A 21211-nucleotide genomic window follows, 5' to 3' on the forward strand; every position below is an offset into this window, starting at 1 on the left:
GGCGCATCGGGTTATGACTACGATGACTGGTGATCTATACGTTCAATAATCATGGCGATACCTTGTCCCACGCCAATACACATCGAGCAGATGGCAAAGCGTTTGCTGGTTTTTTCGAGCTGATTGAGCGCGGTCAAAACCAATCTTGCCCCTGATGCGCCTAATGGATGACCAAGTGCAATCGCACCGCCATTAGGATTGACGTGCGCGCTATCATCAGGCAATTCTAAGTCACGTGTGCAGGCCAATGATTGGGCAGCAAAGGCTTCGTTCAGTTCGATGACATCCATCTCGTCAAGTGACAGACCTGTTTGTGCCAGTAATTTTTTTATGGCAGGAGCTGGAGCAAATCCCATGATGCGCGGTTCTACACCGACCGTCGTTGCCGCCACAATACGAGCACGTGGTTTTAAGTCAAACTGTGTCACTGCTTGCTCTGAGGCAATTAAAAAAGCGGCCGCACCATCATTAATACCTGAGGCGTTACCTGCCGTTACGGTGCCGTTTTCTTTGACGATGGCACGAAGTTTGGTTAGTTTTTCAAACGTGGTATCAGCGCGAGGGTGCTCATCCGTATCGACAATGACTGCATCGCCTCTACGCTGCGGAATAATGACAGGGGTAATCTCATCTTTGAAAAACCCTGACGTTTGCGCCGCATTGGTACGTTGTTGGCTGCGTAGCGCAAACGCATCTTGATCAGCGCGATTGATATCAAACTGCTCAGCGACATTTTCGGCAGTTTGTGGCATGGTTTCCGTACCATACAAATTATCAAGCTTTGGATTGATAAAGCGCCAGCCCATCGTAGTGTCTTCAAGGATTTGAGCACGACCAAATGCTTTGTCTGATTTGCCCATCACAAATGGCGCACGGCTCATGCTTTCAACACCGCCTGCGATGACGAGGTGGGCTTCTCCCGCTTTAATGGCGCGGGCGGCGATAGCGATGGCATCCATCGATGAGCCGCACAAACGATTCACCGTGGTCGCGGGTACTTGATAAGGCAGACCAGCCAGCAGTGATGACATGCGTCCGACATTGCGATTGTCTTCTCCGCTTTGATTGGCGCAGCCATAGATGACATCATCTACTTGTACCCAGTCGACATTGGCATTACGCTTCATTAATGCTCTGATGGGAATAGCCCCTAAATCGTCTGCTCTTATTGGTGCCAAGCCACCGCCATAACGCCCAAACGGCGTGCGAATGGCATCGATAATATAAGCATTGTTTAAACCAGTAGTTGAATCGATCATAGCGATTATCCTAAGTTTTAATTGTGAGATATTTTTATTTAGTCGCATCAATGAGTGTGGCGCCAGTCACAGCCTGCAACTCAGCAAAGCTCATGCCGTCTACTATCTCTGTCACGACCAATCCTTTCACTGTGACATCAATGACACACAGATCGGTAAAGACACGATCGACGCAGTGCTTGCCTGTCACAGGATAAGTGAGTTCGCTGACTATCTTTGGCTCGCCTGTTTTGGTCGTGTGGTTGGTCATCACAAAGACTTTTTTGGCACCCACAGCTAAGTCCATTGCACCGCCGACAGCGGGTATGGCATCTGGCGCGCCCGTACTCCAATTGGCTAGATCGCCATTGGCTGCCACTTGGAATGCACCCAGTACACAAATATCAATGTGACCACCGCGCATCATGGCAAATGAGTCGCCATGGTGAAAGAAACTCCCACCCTTTAGCATGGTGACGTATTCCTTGCCGGCATTGATAAGCTCTGGATCTTCCTCACCTTTGGCAGGTGGCGGGCCAAAAGCCAGTAGGCCGTTTTCTGAATGCAAAAATACATCTTTGTCAGCAGGCAAGTATTTGGCAATTTTGGTAGGTAACCCAATGCCCAAATTGACATAGGCACCATCTGGAATATCTTGGGCAGCACGCTCAGCGATTTGATCCCGTGTGAGTAATGTATGGCTCATGGTGACGCTCCTTATGATGAATCGTATTAAGCGATCGCTGCGGTAGTAGAGGAAGTAGGTTCAATTTGCACCACGTGCTGCACAAAGATACCGGGTGTGATGATGTGTTCGGGATCCAGCTCACCAAGCTCGACCGTTTTAGAAACTTGAGCGATAGTAATATCAGCTGCCATCGCCATGATGGGACCAAAGTTACGGGCAGATTTACGATAGACTAAGTTGCCCCAACGATCGCCTTTATCCGCTTTGATTAACGCAAAATCTGCTTTGATCGGATACTCAAGGACATAGTCTTTACCATCGATATGGCGCGTCTCTTTGCCTTCGGCGAGTAAGGTGCCAAACCCCGTTGGCGTATAGACCGCCCCAAGCCCCATACCAGCGGCTTGAATACGGCATGCCAGATTGCCTTGTGGCACCAGCTCAAGCTCTATTTTGCCTGCATGATATAGCTCATCAAATACCCAAGAATCCGATTGGCGCGGAAACGAGCAAATAATTTTGCGCACCGCCCCTGTTTTTAATAACTTGGCAAGTCCATGGTCGCCATTACCAGCATTATTGTTGATAATCACAAGGTCTTTGATACCCAAATCAATGAGCGCATCAATCAGTTCGGCAGGTTGTCCTGCTGTGCCAAAACCACCAATCATAATAGTGGCACCGTCTTTGATTTGACTGAGCACATCCTTGATGCTTTTATCTGCTTTGTTAATCATATTGATATCCTATAAAAAGGGAGAGTTGGTTAACGCTGGCTAGCCTTTTCTTTAATAAAACATAAGAACACTGTGGTTTTAACAAGGGTTATCCGAAGATAATGTTGTCAATAACTCATGATATTTGCGATTAAGAAAATGACAATAGACGTTTTTTGTTTAACACATAATGGGCCACCATGCCGATAACGATGCCCCAAAACACCGAGCTCAATCCCAAAAAGCTCATGCCAGAAGCGGTTGCTAAAAAAGTGATTAAGGCGGCATCTCTTTGTTCATCGTCTTTCATGGCAATCGTGATGTTGGTAGAAATAGCGCCAATGAGCGCCAATCCAGCCAATGCCGCGACCAGCTCCTTTGGCAACAGACTAAACACCATGACAATACTGCCTGCAAACAAGCCGCCTAATAAATAAAAGATACCGTTGGCGACCCCTGCGATATAGCGCTTCTCTTGTAGCTCATGCGCATCTTTACCCGTACACAAGGCTGCGGTGATGGCCGCGAGTACAATGGTAATGCCGCCCACACAAGCGACGGCTAATGAGGCAAGGCTTGCCACACTGACGATGGGTTTGGCAGGCGTGTCGTAACCACTTAGATTCAAAATGGCCATGCCGGGTAAAAACTGTCCCGTTAAGCTGACCAAGATAAGCGGAATAGCAAGGTTAAACGTCGCATTCCATGTCCATTCAGGCCAGATAATCGTTGGCATGGTAATCGCCAAATCCATATCGACAGGATTCATTCTGCCAAGTAACACGCTTAATATGACCCCGCATAGCAAAACCCAAATCATGGTGTAGCGTGGTGAAAATCGCTTGGCCAATAAATAACAACCGAGCATGCTAAATACGATAAATGGCATGGTGTTGGTGGCAACAAACAACTCTAAGCCAAACTGAAACAAAATACCGGCCATCATACCTGCCGCAATTCCATTAGGAATCCACCGCAAAATCTTGTCAAAAGAACCAGTCGCGCCCACCAAAAATATCACCACGGCTGAGAGAATATAAGCAGATATAGCCTCATTGATGCTCATCTCAGGAAACACGGTCACCAGTAGTGCCGTGCCAGGCGCTGACCAAGCAGTAATGATAGGTGCCTTATATCTAATAGACAGGTAAATGCCAGAGACAGCAGCGCCGATAGATATGCCCCAAATCCAAGAAGCCATCATGGCGTCTGAGACCTGAGCGGCTTGCGCGGCCTGAAAGAAAATAATCAACGGGCCCGCATATGAGATGAGCACCGCCAAAAATCCTGCCACGGACGCCGAGAGTGACCAGTCTTCTTTTAAGGTTTGGATGACAGAGGCCATATTGCTTCCTTGCAAATGAGCGGTAATCAAAGGGTAGTAACGATGAGTCAGTCTACAATACTGCTGAACGCTTTTAGCCTGCGTCGCCGCCACCGACAGGAACCGTGCTGCCAGTGATATAGGAAGACTCATCTGACGCTAAAAACACAATGGCATTGACCTGCTCATCGATTGTGCCGTAGCGTTTCATAAAAGTGCGATCAATGGTTTGATCAACGACTGCTTGCATCCATAGCTTTTCATCATCTGTTAAGGGCGTAGCATTTCGAGGGATTTTTCTGGGCGGCGCATCAGTACCACCCGTGGCGACCGCATTGACACGGATGCCGTCATTGGCGTACTCAAAAGCGAGTGAAGCGGTCATGGCGTTGACACCGCCTTTCGCAGTAGAATAGGGGATACGGTTGATGCCACGTGTAGCGATGGAGGAGACGTTTACAATAGTGCCTGATTGCTGCTCGACCATGGCTGGTAATACCGCACGGCAACACCAAAGTGTGGGAAATAATGAGCGACTGATTTCTTTTTGAATGTCCTCTTCTGAGAAGGTGATAAAGGGTTTCATCCATATCGCACCGCCAACATTATTCACGAGTACATCGACACGACCATAAGTCTCTATGGCTTTATTGACCGTATCTTGTGCCCCTTGATAGGTTTCAAGATTGGCTTGAATCGTTATCGCATCGCCGCCGTTTGTCGTGATTTCTGCTAACACGTCCTCCACCAACGGCGAGAAGTCTGCCATGACGACTTTTGCGCCCTCATTTGCAAGACGTATAGCAACGCCGCGCCCGATACCTTGGGCGGCACCCGTTACGATACAGATTTTATTATCAAAGCGTTTATTCATTGCTATCTCCTATGAACCTATATTCGATTTATAATGTGATGTATTAACGTCATTTCAAATAGCTGTCATTTTTAACTTTTTATATGTACTTCCGCTTTTAAAACATGTTCATGTCTTATACTTTTTTCTTCATAGAATCTATCTTCGTTTTCAGGTGTAATTCCTTGTCGTTTTTGCCAAGCAGCTAACCAAGCGACGAAGAATGGCAGAATGAAAGCGGTGGTAACTACTGCAGCAGCAATTTGCGCAGTGGCAGCCCCTTGTATAGCCAAATAGCTTGGGTCCAAGGCAGTGACCATAGCGGGAGTTGCAATCGCATTTCCTGCTACACTGGCTTCAGAGGCTGCTGCCACTAGATTTCTACAAGATTTGGGATGTCGACGTACCCTGTGCCAAAAATACAGAGCGAGCAGGGCAGTACCACCAGAGATTACTGCGGTAGCAGCTCCCAATAAGATGCCAACTGATCCTTGCCCTAGTAATACTTCTAGATTAATTCCAGCACCAATAGCAAAAGCGGCGAAAGGAATAATTAGTTTTTCTCCTGGAGCTAGAAATTTCCTAGCAATTGTGCTGCTGTTTCCAAGAATAAAACCAAATATCATTGGAAAAATAGCAGCGAAAAGCGCCAGTAAGGGAAACGCAGCAAGTCCTGCTACACCAAGAGCGACCAGAGTAAGAAAAGGTCCATCATTAATAGAAAGTATCGAGATGGCTCCTTTGTCCGTTTTGTTCCCAAATTGACTTGTTAGAGCGACATAAAGTGAACCATTTGAATTGGACATCGCTGCAATAATAGCTATAGGTAATAATCCAAAAAGCATGCCTTCGGGAGTAAAAAAAGCAACAGATAGTCCAAAAATGACAGCAATACCAAATTTTGCAAGCAGTAATACAACGCCTTTTTCTACAGATGGCAATGCAGTTTTAAAACTAATTTGAGAGCCTACTGCTAGAAAAAAAAGTCCAATTAAAACCGCAAGCCCGTTTTTAAAAAGAGCAGTAGTAAAGCTACCAATATCTAATATTTGTGGTGCAAAAGTATTGAACATAACTCCAAGAAAAAGGGGTACGATCATTAATGCACCAGGTATCTTGAGAATCTTCAGTAGAAGCCTGTCTAGACCTGTGTAACTATCCATGTTTTCCATTTTCACGTTCTCCTTTATGACGTGATCTTCCTAGTATGTTGCGATGCTACTACTTTTCACTTGGCGTAAATTTCTCATAATAAAAATTGCTGGGCTTGAGCTGGCTGGCATCTAACCAATGACTGACCGCATCAACCATGGCTAAAGGGCCGCAAAGATACACGTCGACATCGCCGCCATTTAACCAGTCCTCTTCCACGTGACTTGTGACATAGCCCTTACGCTCGTGATTACTGTCTTCGCTTGCCACACAGGTACGATAATCAAACCAAGCATGGTTTTGTTTTACCTCTTCTAGTTTTTCGATTTCTACCAAATCTGTATCATTGGTAACCCCATAAACCATCTTGACAGGGTGATGACCGCCACTCACTTCTAAGCTTTTTAGCATCGATAAGAAAGGCGCAATTCCCGTTCCACCTGCCAAAAATAGAGTCGGGCGAACCAGCGGACGCAAATAAAAGCTACCAAAAGGCCCTTCAAAATCAATGTCTTGACCAAGTTGCGCGATATCTGATAAAAAGGTGCTCATCTTGCCGTTAGGAATATTACGAACCACAAACTCAGCTTGCTTGGCATTGGGCACAGAGCTGAACGAGTAAGAGCGTGTCTCGTCAGAATCGGGAATATTGATATTGACGTATTGTCCGGGCAAAAATACCAATGCATCTGGATTTTCGATATCAATGCCAAAATGAATGGTCGATTCAGACAAGACATTGAGCTGTTGAAGCTTGCCTTTAAAAGTTGATTTACCGACTTTGCAAGCTTCAGAAGAGCTTGGTACTTTAATGACGCAATCGCTTTCAGGAATCATCTGACAGGTCAATACATAGCCTTCAGCCGCCTCAGCTTCTGTGAGGGCATCTTCGATATACATATCAGGGTGCATGTCATAGCTGCCCGATTCACAATGACAACGGCAAGTACCGCACGCGCCATCCAGACAATCTACTGGAATGTTAAATTTTTGACGATAAGCGGCTTCAGCAACCGTTTCATCTGCTTCACACTTGATGAATCCTGTGACGCCGTCTTCGAACTGTAGAGCAATACTGTATTCCATGAGAAATATCCTTTTTTCAACACGTATTAAATGAAGCATTTACTAAATACTGATTAGATAGTGGATAATTAATAGCCAAATAATGAGTAAATGTTAGACGTGATAGACATCCATGATTTGATGTACATAGTCGTCTTTTAAGACCACATACTTATCCAAAATCTTTGGGCGGTCTTGAGTCATGTCTATTTTGTATTGAGAGTAACCCCAGTAGGTATTGGTCTCGTGATAGCGAAAAGATTTGTTTATCCAATTAAAGCGCACCGTCACGATACCGTCGTTATTTTCAAGTAACTCAATATTGGACAAGTTGTGGGCAGTACGAGTATCGGGAATGGTTGCGGATGAGCGCTCTGTTTCGATACGGAAAATACGATCTTCAAGACCACGACGATCAGGGTAATAAATCAATGAGATCTCTCGTTGCGGGTCACTAATTAGCTCGCCATCATCATCCCAACTCGGCATCCAAAATGGACAGTCTTCGTCGTAACACGTGAGCCATTCTTCCCAGTTTTTTTCATCCAATAAGCGTGCCTCACGGTATAAAAACTGCCGAATCTCTTCGATACTAACGCTTGTGTTTTTCATAATCATATCCTTATATATTGATTGGTCTTGCCACCATCAGCCACTGACAGGCTGAGGTCGCCAGCTATACCGTGTCGTTGTTTTTTTGCGCCAAGGCTTTTTTCATCTCTTCATGCCAGTAGCGATGCTGTACGGTATAGAGACCCTCATCTTCGGTCTTAACCCCACTCATCAAAGGTTTAAGATCAATGGCAGCCGCGCCTTCATCAGCCCCTTCGATCCAGTGCTCTGAGCCTCGGCACATATCGTTCCATTCCAGCTTAATTCCGTTGTAGCCTTCTTGACATGAGCGGAATTCTTCCAAATCGTCAGGCGTCGCCATGCCGGTGACATTAAAGAAGTCTTCGTATTGACGAATGCGGCGCGTGCGTGATTCATCACTTTCGCCTTTTGGCGCGATACACCAGATGGTGACTTCGGTTTTATCGACGGCTAATGGACGAAGCACGCGGATTTGCGAGCCAAACTGATCCATGATGTAGACGTTTGGATACAGGCATAAGTTACGCGAACGCCCAATCATCCAGTCCGCCATCGCTTCGCCATATTTGGCTACATAGTCGTCACGGTAGGCATAGTTTGGACGGTCTTGTGGGTTTTCCCAATGTGTCCATAGCAGCATATGACCGTTTTCGAAAGAGTAAAACCCACCGCCTTGACGACCCCATTTCCCTGCATTCATGGCTTTGATGTTGTCAGCCTTTATTGCTTCTTGCTCTTTACGGCGCGCAGTCGTCGCCGCGTAGTTCCAATGTACGGCGGATACGTGGTAACCATCGGCACCATTTTCTGCTTGCAGTTTCCAGTTACCATCAAAGGTATAGGTTGAGGTGCCACGTAGGACTTCGAGACCTTCTGGAGATTGATTGACGATCATGTCAAGAATTTTGGTAGAGCCGCCTAACCATTCTTCGATAGGAGCAACGTCATCATTTAGGCTGGCGAATAAAAAGCCTTTATAATTGGCAAGTTTGACCGGTTTGAGGTCGTGAGAGCCTTCTTTGTTAAAGCCTTCAGGGTAACCTGCATGTCTTGGGTCTTTTACTTTGAGTAGTTTGCCTGAGTTATTAAAAGTCCAGCCGTGGAAAGGGCAGGTGTACGTGGCCTTGTTGCCTTTTTTGTGACGGCATAATTGTGCGCCGCGATGTGAGCACGCGTTGATCATGCAATGCAGCTCACCTTCTTTATTACGGGCAAGGATGACGGGCTGACGTCCAATGTATGAGGTGTAGTAATCATCATTGTTTGGCACCTGACTTTCATGCGCCAGATAGACCCAATTGCTTTCAAAGATATGTTTCATTTCAAGCTCAAATAGCTCTTGATTGGTGAAGGCACTACGATGCAAACGATAAATGCCTTCTTCTTTATTTTCTTCTAAAAAATCATCAATGGTAATATCTGATCCTTCAGGTACTAGATTGATACGCTCGCTCATGGTGGCCTTCCTTGTATAATAACGGTGTAAAATAAGAGTAAGAGTCGACGTTTGATACGTCAGCTATGGACGTATCAAACGCAAAATATGATGGTTTATTTATATTCAATAGTGAGTAGTCTTAAATACTTGCTATTGCATGACGCTATCAAGCAATCATTAACCTTGGGCGCGTCGGCGTTCGACTTCGCTGCCTTGGATAGTTTGTTCGATGTCTTTAACAAGATAAAAATCAAAATCAATACTGGCATAAGGCTTATCAACTTCTTTTTCTTTTAGCTTGTCTGCATCTTCGACCATAATAACCTCTGGTACTAAACCTTCACGGCTTGCAAAAGCAAAGTCATCCCATAAGTATTCATCGCCATCGATATTGATTTGTGTGGTCAACTTGCGATAACCCTCTGCACTAGCAAAGAAATGAATGTGGGCAGGGCGATGACCATGACGTCCTAATGCCCCGAGTACTTTTTGTGTCATGCCATCTGGCGGTACTGAATATCCAAGTGGCACGATGCTACGAAAAGCATACTTGCCGTTTTCGTCCGTGATGATACTGCGCCGTAGGTTGAAAGGTGTTTGTGATTCATCAAAGAACGAATAATTGCCCAAGCTATTGGCATGCCAGACCTCTACTTTGGCGTTTGGTAGTGGCTGATTGTCTTCACCATAAACCGTACCTTGCATAAATAACACGGTGCCAATATCAAGGTTTGTACCGTCATCTAGACGCGCAAAGCCTTTTTCTTCTGGGGCACCAGCGACATATAGTGGGCCTTCGATGGTACGAACCGTCCCACCATCCAGACCCGCTGCTTTTAAATCTTCTTCAATCATCAGATCCATGAAATGATCAAAGCCAAGACCGGGTGATAGTAATCCTGCTTCTTTGCCCAAATCACCGATGAACTCTACACCAGACCAGTATTCGTCGGCCGTGATTTTGAGATCATTGATGGCTTGCATAAGATCGGTGACGATACGCAATACAATCTCTTGTACGCGTGGATTGACCTGCTCAGGGAAGTCTATTTTGCCTTTGACAAACTGCGTGGCTAAAGATTCAATTTGGCTGCGTTCCATGTCTCTCTCCTTGTTGAGGACTGTTTAAAAGGTCAGGTTATCGAGTATTCTTACTCGAATTTTGTTTGTCTCATTGACTGTTTGAGCAAATTTTGGGTGATAAAGTACGCTTGGTCTCATATAGACCACGGCTGTTCAGTAATAAGAAATAAGGAGCTGTTAGTCAGTTGTGCTATTGAAGAGGTGTCTGGTTGTGATTACACCTATCGATAGCATTAGCAGTTATCAGCTATCGTCATCACGCACAGAGGATGGATGACGGAGTAATGGGGTGATCTCAACTTTCATATAAGGATAAAGTGGCAAAGACATCATAATGTCATGTAACTCTTCATGACTCTCAACATCGAAGATGCTAAAGTTGGCGTATTCACCAGCCAAACGCCATATGTGACGCCATTTGCCTTGCTCTTGTAGTTTTTGCGACAGGGCTTTTTCGGTGGCTTTAAGCTCATTGACGACATCTGCATCCATATCGGTCGGTAGCAAAACATCCATTCTGACGTGATATAACATAACTGTTTCCTTACATTTAATGAAGGGAGTGCGACTGATAATGGCTTTCTATCAGCCTTTATTGCTATAGGTATATTCTTATACCCAATAGTGCTCGGTTACACGGTCTCACTATAAGCGTTATTTGCATAATCTAACGATGGCGTTGTTAGCATGGCTGCGGCCTGCTTGGCATAGTGATAGACTTTGTCGCTGTCAACCTCGATGCCCAGACCTGCACCTGTAGGGACATTTAGGCCAAAGTCTTGATAATCTAATGGCTGCGCTAAAATATCTTCAGTCAATAAGAGTGGGCCGAACAGCTCTGTATCGAACCTTAAACTCGGATATGTTGAGAACACATGGGCTGATGCTGCTGTGCCAATAGGGCCCTCTAACATTGTACCGCCATAAAGCTCCACGCCCGCTAAATGCGCCATTTGTCCAATCAGACAGGCTGCTTTTAGGCCACCTGCTTGATTAATTTTTACCGCAAAAACATCTGCACAGTGGTCGGCTGCTAATTGAAAAGCATTTTGTGGGTCTTGAACCACTTCATCTGCCATGATCGGTACATCAAAGTGTTCAGTTAAGCGCTTCAGTGCTGACTTATTACGCATCGAGACGGGTTGCTCGATAAGATCAACGCCGCCATTTTGTAATAGACTGATACCTTTCATTGCTTCAAGCTCTGTCCAAGCCTGATTGACATCGACCGTGATGCGGCAGTTGGGTAAGGCTTGTTTGATTGCCAATACATGCGCCACGTCGTCAAGTATAGGACGACTGCCAATTTTTAATTTAAAAATGCGGTGTCTGTTTTGTGCAACCATTTGCTTGGCTTCATTGATATCGGTCGCGGTATTACCGCTGGCAAGTGTCCATGCCACTTCGATACGATCACGGACACGACCACCGATGAGCTCGCTAACAGGCAGGTTCAGACGTTTACCTTCAATATCGAGTAACGCGGTTTCAATCGCACATTTTGCAAAACGGTTGCCATTGATATGAATATTCAGCAGTTGCATGGCTTTTGCTGCGTTGGTAGGCTGCTCTTTTAGTAATAATGGGGCAAAGTAGGTATCGATATTGGTTTTGATGCTGTGAGGACTTTCGTCAGCGTAGCTTAGACCACCAATCGTTGTCGCTTCGCCCCAGCCTTCATAGCCATCTTCTGTTTGGATGTGTACTAGTACGAGTACTTGTTCGTTCATGACGGTACAAGCAAGCTTGTGTGCTCGGATAGTAGGTATTGGTACCAGCAAGGTATTAATTGAACGAATCATGACAGTCCCTAATTGATGAATAGTGCTTCCGTATGCTTAATAAGAACTATAAATGTTAGGTATCAGCATGTCTAAGACCTATTTGGTCTACTTTTAATACCTTTTAGGTATTTTGATATTCATCTTGCCTCATGTTATGTTCTTTAGGTATAAAGACTATGACGTCTAATCTTACTCAGCTGGCATTGTTATCTATATCAAGGAAGAAAGAAGATGGAACTGAGGCATTTACGCTACTTTGTGGCAGTTGCAGAAGAAAAAAGCTTTAATAAAGCGGCAACCCGTCTGTATATTTCACAGCCGCCGCTTAGTAGACAGATTAAGCAGTTAGAGGATGAGGTAGGTGTCATGCTTATTGATCGAGAAAATCGTCCGCTTAAGCTGACTGAAGCAGGCGAATTTTTTTATGATCATGCCATTCAGATATTAAAAAAGTCAGATGATCTGCGTGCGATGACTATTCGTAAAGGCAATTTTGATAATACGCTGTCTATCGGCTTTGTCTCATCGATTCTATACGGGCTCTTGCCAAAGGTGATTGCCCATTTCCGCGAGGCATATCCTAATATAGAGATTAAACTTTATGAGCTGAACTCTTGGCAACAAACGCAAGGGTTGGTAGACGGAAAAATAGACGTGGGGTTTGGTAGGCTATTATTCGAGGACGCTTCTATTAGGCGGATGGTGCTTCGAGAGGAGAGTTTGGTCGTTGCTGTTCCTATTGATCATCCTTTAGTAAAAGAAGGTCGCACCAGTCTCAGACTAATTGATCTGACCAACGAAAATCTATTGTTATATCCAACCGCGCCGCGCCCTAGCTTTATAGATTATGTATTGGAATTGTTTGTAGCACGGAAATTAAAAGCCAATTATTTTACAGAAGTGCGTGAGTTGCATGTGGCACTGGGACTGGTGGCAGCAGGTGAGGGCTTGACCATTGTGCCAAAAACGCTTGAGCATTTGCGTAATCAAGAAGTGACTTATATCCCTTTTGAAGATGGATTGATCACCTCCCCAATTGTGATGAGTGTCAGACATTTTGACAAATCGGAGCTGCTAAAAACATTACTAAACGTTACTTATCAAATCTACGATGCAGAAGGTTTTGACTATAGGCGTGAGAGGATTTGAAAATATCTTAACATTTAAACTTTTACCTAAATAAAAATATGCGAACGTTTAGCTTAGCAGTTATCTACAAGCTATATTTATCATCGCAGTTTGGTAAGTTCAGCATTTTTTAAAACACTATAAGTGACTAAAATGATGGATGAAATGCTGCTTTTTTCAAATTGTCTGACTCCGCTATCAAGTCCGTACAATCAAACCTGAGATATTTTAGTTACGCGTCCTGACGGCAAAAGTCAAACCACACCTTTCTTGGCGATCTATAGACCGAACTCTTTTTAGTGATAGTCCCACTACAAGCATGGCTCTTGTCTTGCGTCAGGGCGAAACAGTGTTTCGTTTTATCCTTCAATATCTCTCATTTCTCTTCGACCATTTTAAGTTGACGTTTATTCTAAGATGGTTATCTTCTTGACAGCCTTGGCTTTAAATTTGTCACTTTAGTTTCTGATTTTTTGTCATGGCAAACTTTGATTAAGACGCTTACTTTGCCAATTTTGATCGTACAGTTTCTTAAACGTAGCTCAAACAGCGTCTTTTCATACAAAACAATAATGACGCTTGGGCGCTTTCTCATGCGTTTTTTAATCTTTAATCAAAAGTTCCACTGTAATTTCAATTAAACAATTCCTTATATAATTAGCTTTATAGGTATTAGCTATTCTTATATTTAATATTAATTTATAACGTTTGACTGTGACTTTTCAGCAACATATATTAGAGAAAAACAAGTAAAACCTATTAAATTTAGCTATATACCATAAGGTGTAGCCTAATATGCTTCGGTAAATATATTAGGATTTTTAATACTATTTTTTTAAATGCTTTACAAACAAAGGAATGTTTAAAATGAAAATTTATAACCACGAAAATCAAATGCTTCATCATCCGAAAAGTTATTTTTCTCGAGGGAAAATGCGTCAGCCGCAAGAAAAGCCTGAGCGTTTGACTGAGCTTTTAAAAGCACCAGAAGCTCTAAAATTGAAAATCACGATGGCTAAAGAGATAGGTATAGCACCGATTTTAGCAGTACACGATTTGGGGTACGTGAATTTTTTGAAGAACGCCTACAGTGAGTGGATAGCGGTAGACGAAGACATGGGTGAAGAGGTCCAGACTACTATCTATATGCCAAATAATAATGATGGCTTGAGTATTTTGGCAAAAGCCGCTAAGTATCAAGCGGATGGCAGTGCCCCTATTGGTGAACATTCATGGACGTCTATTTACTGGTCGGCTCAAACGGCACTTAATGCAGCCGAGGCCTTATTAAACGATGGTGACAATCAAAATCTTAATCAAAACAATGTGCAAATATGCCTGACCAGACCTGCAGGCCATCATGCTCGTAAGAGCGCAGCAGGTGGGTTTTGCTATCTAAATAATGCTGCCATCATCGCTGAACATCTACGTCAAAAATTTCAAAAAATCGCCATTATCGATACGGATATGCATCATGGTCAGGGTATTCAAGAAATATTCTACGACCGCAAAGATGTGTTATATACGTCTGTACATGGTAGTCCTATCAATTTTTATCCAGTCGTCGCCGGTCATGAGCACGAACGAGGTGAAGGCGTGGGCTATGGATATAACATCAATTTTCCGATGCCACACGGCACAGATGAATCTGGATTTTTTCATTACATCGATCAATCAATCGACGCTTTGAAACTCTTTGACCCAGACGTTATTGTTCATGTTTTAGGGTTTGATGTTTATAAAGATGATCCACAAGCCAAATGTCATGTTAGCACTGAAGGCTTCAAAATTTTGGCAGAGAAAATCCAAGCAATAAACAAACCGGTCATTGTGCTGGTCGAAGGAGGGTATTGCATAGAAAAGCTCAATGAAAATTTACAAGCTTTCCTCTCTGGGTTTACTGCGGAAAAGATCGTCAATAATGACTAGTTATAGTTAAGCTATTACTGATTGTTTATCGAGATATCTAACGAAATTAGAGCCTTTAGAGGTTGGACTAAAATGATAAAAAATACTGAGATCACTGCCAATGAGAGTCGCTTATGGGCCTCTTTGATGGATATGGCCAAGGTTGGTCCAGGTATTGCTGGAGGCAGCAATAGACAGGCGCTAACAGATGAAGATAGTGAAGGTCGTACTCTTTTCAAGAATTGGTGTGAAGCTGAAAGTATGGTGGTAAAAGTTGATGAGCTTGGCTCTATGTTCGCTTTTAGAGCGGGTACTGATCCAAGTGCACGACCCATCATGATAGGTTCTCATCTCGATACGCAGCCTACAGGCGGTAAATATGATGGTATTTTGGGCGTTTTGGCTGGCCTAGAAGTGGTGCGTTCACTTAATGAGCATAACATTAAAACTAAACACCCAATCGTTATCGCAAACTGGACAAATGAAGAAGGTTCACGCTTCGCACCCTCCATGATTGCATCAGGCGTCTATGCTGATAAATATGATCTCGAATATGCATATCATTGCAAAGATCCAGACGGCATTAGCATAAAAGATGAGTTGATACGCACAGGTTGGCTCGGCGATATGCCCGTTGGGGAGCCTAAAATACAGGCTTATTACGAATACCATATTGAGCAAGGTCCCATCTTAGAAGCAGAAGATAAGTTAATAGGGGTGGTGACGCATGGTCAAGGCTTGGCTGCTCTTGAAGTGACATTGACAGGCAAGGCTGCTCATACTGGCTCGACACCAATGACGATGAGGTCAAACGCTTCTTTAACAATGGCCAAAATAATTCATGTTACCCATGATTTGATCATGGATAACCAACCCAATACCGCAGTGTCAGTGGGTAAGATTGATGTTTCTCCAAACTCTCGTAATGTGCTTCCGAGCAAAGTGGTATTCACCATAGATATCAGGGCAGCTGCGCAAGATAAATTTGATGAGTTATGTGATCAGATAAAAGCTAAAGTTCATCAAATATCATCTGCGCTGGATGTGAGTTGCTCAATTGAGGTAGTAGGGCACAAAAATCCTGTCGCTTTTGATACTAAATTAGTAGACATCATTCGTGGTGCAACGAGTAAGTTGGGCTACTCGAATATTGATATTTGTTCTGGTGCTGGACATGATGCCTTTTGGATAGCAGATGTGGCACCTTCCGCAATGATTATGTGCCCTTGCGTGGATGGTATATCGCACAATGAAGATGAAGAGATTTTCTCTGAATGGGCGATTGCAGGCACTAATGTGTTGTTACATGCGGTGTTAGAAACAGCGATTATAGAAAACTGATAGGTACCATGGGCAGGGCATTTAATAGGTATTTCATGATCGTAAAGCATAGAAGCGCTCTATAAATCAGTAACGTTCCTATGCCCTACAGTATTCACAAAGCAAGTTTTTTTGATAATGACTCATTGTCGATGAATGCTTAAGGGTGAGCGATATAAAATTTATGAGGACAATTGCTCGACTTAATAATATAACAAGGATGTTCAATATAAGAACCTCCCTCCATTCTAAAAGTGGTCAGTTGTTTCGGTGTTGGTGGTGCGACGTTATTAGGTTTTATGCAGAATGGCTTTTTATATGGGATGGGACAACAATGGCTAAATTTTGCGATTTTCATATCAGGCGTGCTGATGCTGGCGTTCTTTTTAAAGAAAATTCGGGCAATTGGCGAAAAGTATCAAATGGTGACCATTGCAGATTATACGGTTTTAAGGTTTGGCGAGGGCGCTAGAATTCCTACAGTTGTAAGTGTTTTAGTTGCAAACTGTGCGTTGACAGGAATGCAATTTGCAGCCATTGCCACCATACTTAATTTGACAATGGGATTAAATATAACAACTGGTATTTTAATCAGTTGGGTTTTACTGACGTTAAAAACCTATTACGGTGGAATGAAGTCCGTAATTTGGCAAGACGCCTTTCATGGAACAATACAGACAGTTGGTGTTTTTATCCTGTTTGTAACCGTAATCTTGGCGTCTGGTGGCTTGCAAGTAGTGTCTAAACAAGCCGAACTTGCTAATCAGAGTGAGTTTTTGAGTATACTTGGTATCTCACCTTCTGAAGTATTTGTTTATCTATTAACCATTGGGGCTTATCAGTTCCTTAGACAGGACTTATGGCAAAGATTTTGGGCTGCGGGCAGCGCTAAAATAGCCAGAAACGGATATTGGATAGCTGTTGTCTTAGGTGCTGTGACTGCCTTCATGATTATTGCTATCGGTGTTATGGCCCGCTTTGGATTGAATCTAGGAGACATTGACTCTAGTCTCACTTATTACATAGTTATTGGAGACGTATTTAGTTTTCCGATGATTGTAGTGATGATTATTGCCCTACTTGCAACGGTCATATCAACAGCCGACTCTTTTTGTATGGCTGGCGCCTCCTCAATTATAAACGATATCATTAAACCAAGACTACAGGATAGCCCGGATCTTGATAGTCGCTTGTTAAAGTATAGTCGCCTTTCAGTTCTGATAGTTTCAATATTCTCTTTACTGCTAGCGCTATCTATCCCGAAATTGGTTGGTTTATGGGTGACAGGTGCCGCTATGTTAGTGTCAAGTTTGTTAGCGCCAGTGATTGCTGGTCTATTCTGGAAAAAAGCGACTCGATTGGGTGGCGTAGTGGCCATGTGGGTTGGTTTAATCGTTGCAGTAACTTGGCAAATACTTGGACATCCATTTGGTTTGCATCCGATATTTATTGGTTTCCCAGTCTCAGTCTTGTTAGTTATTGTTGTGTCGTTAATGACTAGTGATAACAGTAGTAATATTTGATAACTGACGAGTTATGTACTCAACTATCGTTCTTTACTAAAAAATGATGATGGGAAGATCTCTTATATAAATTATTGTTAACCATTGATACACCATATTAGCAGAGGTCAATAAAACACTATTTTTGCAAGAAGTCTAATATTTAAAGTGGTTGTCCCTTCATTATCCTAATAAAGGGATTTATGGGGTAATCAGATAACTTATCATTTAAATCATAGCGTCATAGTCAATATTTTCAAAGTAATGTGGAGATAAAAAATGAGTAATACAATCCATGGTGGTCAAGCAATCGTAGACAGTCTCCAATTACATGGGGTTAATCGTACCTATGTTGTTCCTGGTGAAAGTTATCTATCGGTATTAGATGGATTATACAGTGCTGATATCCAAACAATCGTATGTCGACATGAGGCGGCCTGTACCTATATGGCAGACGCTCATGGTAAATTTACGGGTAAGCCTGGTATCGCTATGGTGACTCGTGGACCGGGAGCGGCACAAGCTTATACTGGTATTCATACGGCATGGCAAGATGGTGTACCGCTTATATTGTTTATTGGACTTATCCCTGTTTCTGACAGAGACCGAGAGTCGTTCCAAGAGTTTGACCCCAATCAGTGGTTTGGCAGTCAATGTAAGCGCGTATTAATATTAGATGAAGTGTCAAGAGCCTCTGAGATTGTCGCAAAAGCATTTCATGCAGCGTTAGAGGGGAGACCGGGTCCTGTGGTTGTCGGACTGCCTGAAGATATCATCAAACAGCAGTTCCATGGGCAATTGCATCCAGTGATTCCCATCGCTGAAGGTGCGGTAAGTGATGGCAAGCTTGATATAATAGTAGATGCATTATCGACTGCCAAAAAGCCGCTGATTTTTGCAGGAGGGCAAAATTGGACGACAGAGACTTCTACCCAGCTAACGAAGTTCGCCGAAGACAACGCCATTCCTGTTATTCATGATTGGCGTGCCTCAGACAGAGTAGCTTTTGACTCTCCTGCCCATGCAGGTTACCTAGGTTATGGGCGCTCGGATGACTGTGCCGCGTTAATTGAAGACGCCGATATAGTGCTGACGATAGGTACTGTATTAGGGGACGTGGCTAGTGATGGGTATAAGTTAAGACAGTCCTTTGAAAAGCCTAATTATATTGTTAATTTAGATACAAGCTTGCGCGGTCATAGTGGTTCAGTGACTGAGCATATCGTCGCTAGTCCTATTAGCTTTACCAAAGCAATTAGCCAAACGTCGCTGGCAAGTTCAGATTCTCGAAAAGCTTGGTTTAACTATTGTCATGAGCAGCAAAGAAAAGATTGTGTTTTTCCAGAAATACTCGTAACAACTGATAGTGCTGAGCAAACAAATACTGATCAGACATACGCCAGCATGACCCAAGTTATCAAAGCGTTGACTGAACAGTTACCTGATGATGCTGTCTACAGTTTTGGCGCTGGCAATCATTGCCTATGGGCGCAGAAGTTTTTACCAACGAATATTTTTCCAAGTCAGTTGAGTAGTAGAAATGGGGCAATGGGCTATAGTGTGCCGGCAGGTATCGCAGCTGCATTAGAGTCGCCTGAACGTTTATCGATAGTGGTTACTGGTGATGGCGAGTTTATGATGAATGAGGCAGAGCTATCCACATCTACTCGTTATGATGCGCCTGTTTTAATTGTCTTAATGGACAATCAGCAATTTGGTACCATTCGCCAACATCAAGAAGCGCATTATCCTGATCGAGTGTCTGGCACTCAGTTGCAGAACCCAGATTTTGCAGCACTCGCCAACGCTTTTGGGGCACATGGTATACGAATCGATAATAACAAAGATATCGCAACTAGTGTGACCGATGCGTTGAGAATCGTCACAAAAGAGCGCAAGACTGTATTGCTACATGTGATTACAGATCCTGATGAGCTAACACCTTAGCTATCCATTAGCTTGTCTTGACAAAACAGGGTCATGACAAGCCATACAATAAATAAGCATTTATACTGGCCCATTATCTCTAGCTGTATTGTATTATGGACTAAGGACAACAATGAAAGGCGCGCTGAAAATTTAGCGGTTAAATGCGTATCGCAAAGACTAAGCCTGCCATAGTTTTGGTAGGCCTTTCATATTAATTGGTTATCAATATATTTAGAATATAAGTGCTGAAATTACCATGATACAACGGAAATTAGCAGACAATTTAAACTGGACATTACTGCACGTATTAATTGCTATATGTGAAGAGGGCAGTATTAGCGCGGCGGCTGATCGTCTCAATATTACCCAATCTGCCGTTAGCCAAAGTCTCAAAAAGCTTGAAGAGCAACTTGAAAGCCAGCTTGTGATTCGTAATACCAAGCCGCTGGAGCTTACACCGATTGGTCGCTATTGCCTTCAAGTGGCTCAAACAATATTTACAGAGATTACGTCTATTGAAGCGATGAGAGGCAGTAATCTACACCTTTTAGAAGGTAACATTAAACTATTGGTCGCTAGTCGCCTTCATAATCCTAAATATAATGATTTTTTAGTCTATTTCAAAAAGAAGTATCCAAACATTACGTTAGATTTGACGGTCAAATCAAGTATGGATATTTTAAATGATTTAAAGCAAAAAAATCCCGCTATTGGTATTTGTTTAGCAAAGCATACATCCGATACACTCAATCAAAAGATGCTTTTTAATCAACGTTATTATCTATATTGTGGCTATCACCATCCTTTATTTTCGGTGAAGGAATTGAGTTTTAGTAATATATTAAAAGAAAATTTTATTGCATTTAATAGCGAAGCGATTGGTGATGTGCTCTCGCCAATAACGTTATTTAAAGAAGCCCATGATTTTACTGGTCATGTTAGTGCCTACACAAATAACTTAGATGAACTGGTTCGACTGATTTACACAGGATATGGCATAGGCGCTTTGCCAGATCAATTCGTTGCTGCGACTCATCTAGCATCTAAACTTAGACGTTTGCCCCCAAGTGATGGGATTGCGGACATACCTATATATATTTTTTGGCACAAGCATCGCGCTTTGTCTGCTATCGAAGCCAAATTTATCGAGGAAATTATAGAGTTTGATGTTTCTCTTTGATCGACATTCTGTAAAGGCTTTATTATCTAATTTGCAATGATCCAGAACTATTATAGTTTTTAGATAATACCTATGACATCAACAAAGCCTGTCAAGCGATGAAATATAAAGCTTGGCAGGCTTTTTGGGTTTTGAGAATACTGCTTTGCAGTGCTGCAAGACAAGAGCTGTGCTCACAGTGAAACGAGTATTAAAAAGGGTTTGAGCTATAGATAGCCAAGAAAGATGTGGCCTGACTTTTACCATCAGGCTGCGTAAGTAAAATATTTATTCGCTTATTTGTATCAGTACCAGTAAAATGCGAGACTG

At 43.1% G+C, this 21211-nt stretch carries 18 protein-coding genes; 6 read left to right on the forward strand and 12 right to left on the reverse strand.

The window, feature by feature from the left end; all coding sequences use genetic code 11:
- Positions 1–17: 17 nt before the first annotated feature.
- The 12 genes from pcaF to JMX83_RS04320 form a co-directional block, all read right to left on the reverse strand.
- Complete coding sequence (gene pcaF, locus JMX83_RS04265) at positions 18–1259, reverse strand: 3-oxoadipyl-CoA thiolase (protein WP_201599316.1); 1242 nt, start codon at positions 1257–1259, stop codon at positions 18–20.
- 34 nt (positions 1260–1293) lie between these two features.
- On the reverse strand, positions 1294–1944 hold the full coding sequence (locus tag JMX83_RS04270; protein WP_201599317.1) for a 3-oxoacid CoA-transferase subunit B: 651 nt from the start codon (positions 1942–1944) through the stop codon (positions 1294–1296).
- Between the two features lie 26 nt (positions 1945–1970).
- A complete protein-coding gene (locus JMX83_RS04275) occupies positions 1971–2663 on the reverse strand; it encodes a 3-oxoacid CoA-transferase subunit A (protein ID WP_201599318.1) in 693 nt (230 codons plus the stop codon).
- A gap of 130 nt (positions 2664–2793) precedes the next feature.
- Positions 2794–3987, reverse strand: a complete 1194-nt coding sequence (benE, locus tag JMX83_RS04280) for a benzoate/H(+) symporter BenE (RefSeq protein WP_201599376.1) — start codon at positions 3985–3987, stop codon at positions 2794–2796.
- Between the two features lie 73 nt (positions 3988–4060).
- Positions 4061–4840 (reverse strand): 1,6-dihydroxycyclohexa-2,4-diene-1-carboxylate dehydrogenase, encoded by a 780-nt coding sequence (locus JMX83_RS04285; RefSeq protein WP_227675721.1) that lies wholly within the window; start codon positions 4838–4840, stop codon positions 4061–4063.
- Positions 4841–4911: 71 nt separating this feature from the next.
- Complete coding sequence (locus JMX83_RS04290; RefSeq protein ID WP_265089487.1) at positions 4912–5991, reverse strand: 2-keto-3-deoxygluconate permease; 1080 nt, start codon at positions 5989–5991, stop codon at positions 4912–4914.
- Positions 5992–6040: 49 nt separating this feature from the next.
- Positions 6041–7096 carry a benzoate 1,2-dioxygenase electron transfer component BenC gene (benC, locus tag JMX83_RS04295; protein ID WP_265089488.1) on the reverse strand — a complete coding sequence of 352 codons (1056 nt, stop codon included), beginning with the start codon at positions 7094–7096 and terminating at the stop codon, positions 6041–6043.
- A gap of 54 nt (positions 7097–7150) precedes the next feature.
- On the reverse strand, positions 7151–7648 hold the full coding sequence (benB, locus tag JMX83_RS04300; RefSeq protein WP_406947411.1) for a benzoate 1,2-dioxygenase small subunit: 498 nt from the start codon (positions 7646–7648) through the stop codon (positions 7151–7153).
- Positions 7649–7712: 64 nt separating this feature from the next.
- Positions 7713–9086, reverse strand: a complete 1374-nt coding sequence (gene benA, locus JMX83_RS04305; RefSeq protein WP_201599320.1) for a benzoate 1,2-dioxygenase large subunit — start codon at positions 9084–9086, stop codon at positions 7713–7715.
- A 159-nt stretch (positions 9087–9245) separates the two neighbouring features.
- The gene (gene catA, locus JMX83_RS04310) at positions 9246–10169 is read right to left on the reverse strand and encodes a catechol 1,2-dioxygenase (RefSeq protein ID WP_201599321.1); all 924 of its coding nucleotides are present in this window, start codon (positions 10167–10169) and stop codon (positions 9246–9248) included.
- A 225-nt stretch (positions 10170–10394) separates the two neighbouring features.
- On the reverse strand, positions 10395–10685 hold the full coding sequence (gene catC, locus JMX83_RS04315; protein ID WP_201599322.1) for a muconolactone Delta-isomerase: 291 nt from the start codon (positions 10683–10685) through the stop codon (positions 10395–10397).
- 98 nt (positions 10686–10783) lie between these two features.
- Entirely contained in the window at positions 10784–11953 is a 1170-nt protein-coding gene (locus JMX83_RS04320) for a muconate/chloromuconate family cycloisomerase (protein ID WP_227675723.1), read from the reverse strand.
- A 213-nt stretch (positions 11954–12166) separates the two neighbouring features.
- Between JMX83_RS04320 and JMX83_RS04325 the strand changes: the two genes are divergently transcribed.
- The 6 genes from JMX83_RS04325 (at position 12167) to JMX83_RS04350 (ending at position 20902) form a co-directional block, all read left to right on the forward strand.
- A complete protein-coding gene (locus tag JMX83_RS04325; protein ID WP_201599323.1) occupies positions 12167–13084 on the forward strand; it encodes a LysR family transcriptional regulator in 918 nt (305 codons plus the stop codon).
- Positions 13085–13930: 846 nt separating this feature from the next.
- Positions 13931–14992 (forward strand): histone deacetylase family protein, encoded by a 1062-nt coding sequence (locus JMX83_RS04330; RefSeq protein ID WP_201599324.1) that lies wholly within the window; start codon positions 13931–13933, stop codon positions 14990–14992.
- Positions 14993–15064: 72 nt separating this feature from the next.
- Positions 15065–16312, forward strand: coding sequence for a Zn-dependent hydrolase (locus tag JMX83_RS04335; protein WP_201599325.1), 1248 nt, complete (start codon positions 15065–15067; stop codon positions 16310–16312).
- Between the two features lie 233 nt (positions 16313–16545).
- The gene (locus tag JMX83_RS04340; protein WP_227675725.1) at positions 16546–17814 is read left to right on the forward strand and encodes a sodium:solute symporter family protein; all 1269 of its coding nucleotides are present in this window, start codon (positions 16546–16548) and stop codon (positions 17812–17814) included.
- Between the two features lie 258 nt (positions 17815–18072).
- Positions 18073–19740 carry a thiamine pyrophosphate-dependent enzyme gene (locus JMX83_RS04345; protein ID WP_201599327.1) on the forward strand — a complete coding sequence of 556 codons (1668 nt, stop codon included), beginning with the start codon at positions 18073–18075 and terminating at the stop codon, positions 19738–19740.
- A 238-nt stretch (positions 19741–19978) separates the two neighbouring features.
- Complete coding sequence (locus tag JMX83_RS04350; RefSeq protein ID WP_201599328.1) at positions 19979–20902, forward strand: LysR family transcriptional regulator; 924 nt, start codon at positions 19979–19981, stop codon at positions 20900–20902.
- Positions 20903–21211 lie beyond the last annotated feature (309 nt).

It is taken from the genome of Psychrobacter piscatorii, assembly GCF_904846415.1.
Classification (GTDB): Bacteria; Pseudomonadota; Gammaproteobacteria; order Pseudomonadales; family Moraxellaceae; genus Psychrobacter; species Psychrobacter piscatorii.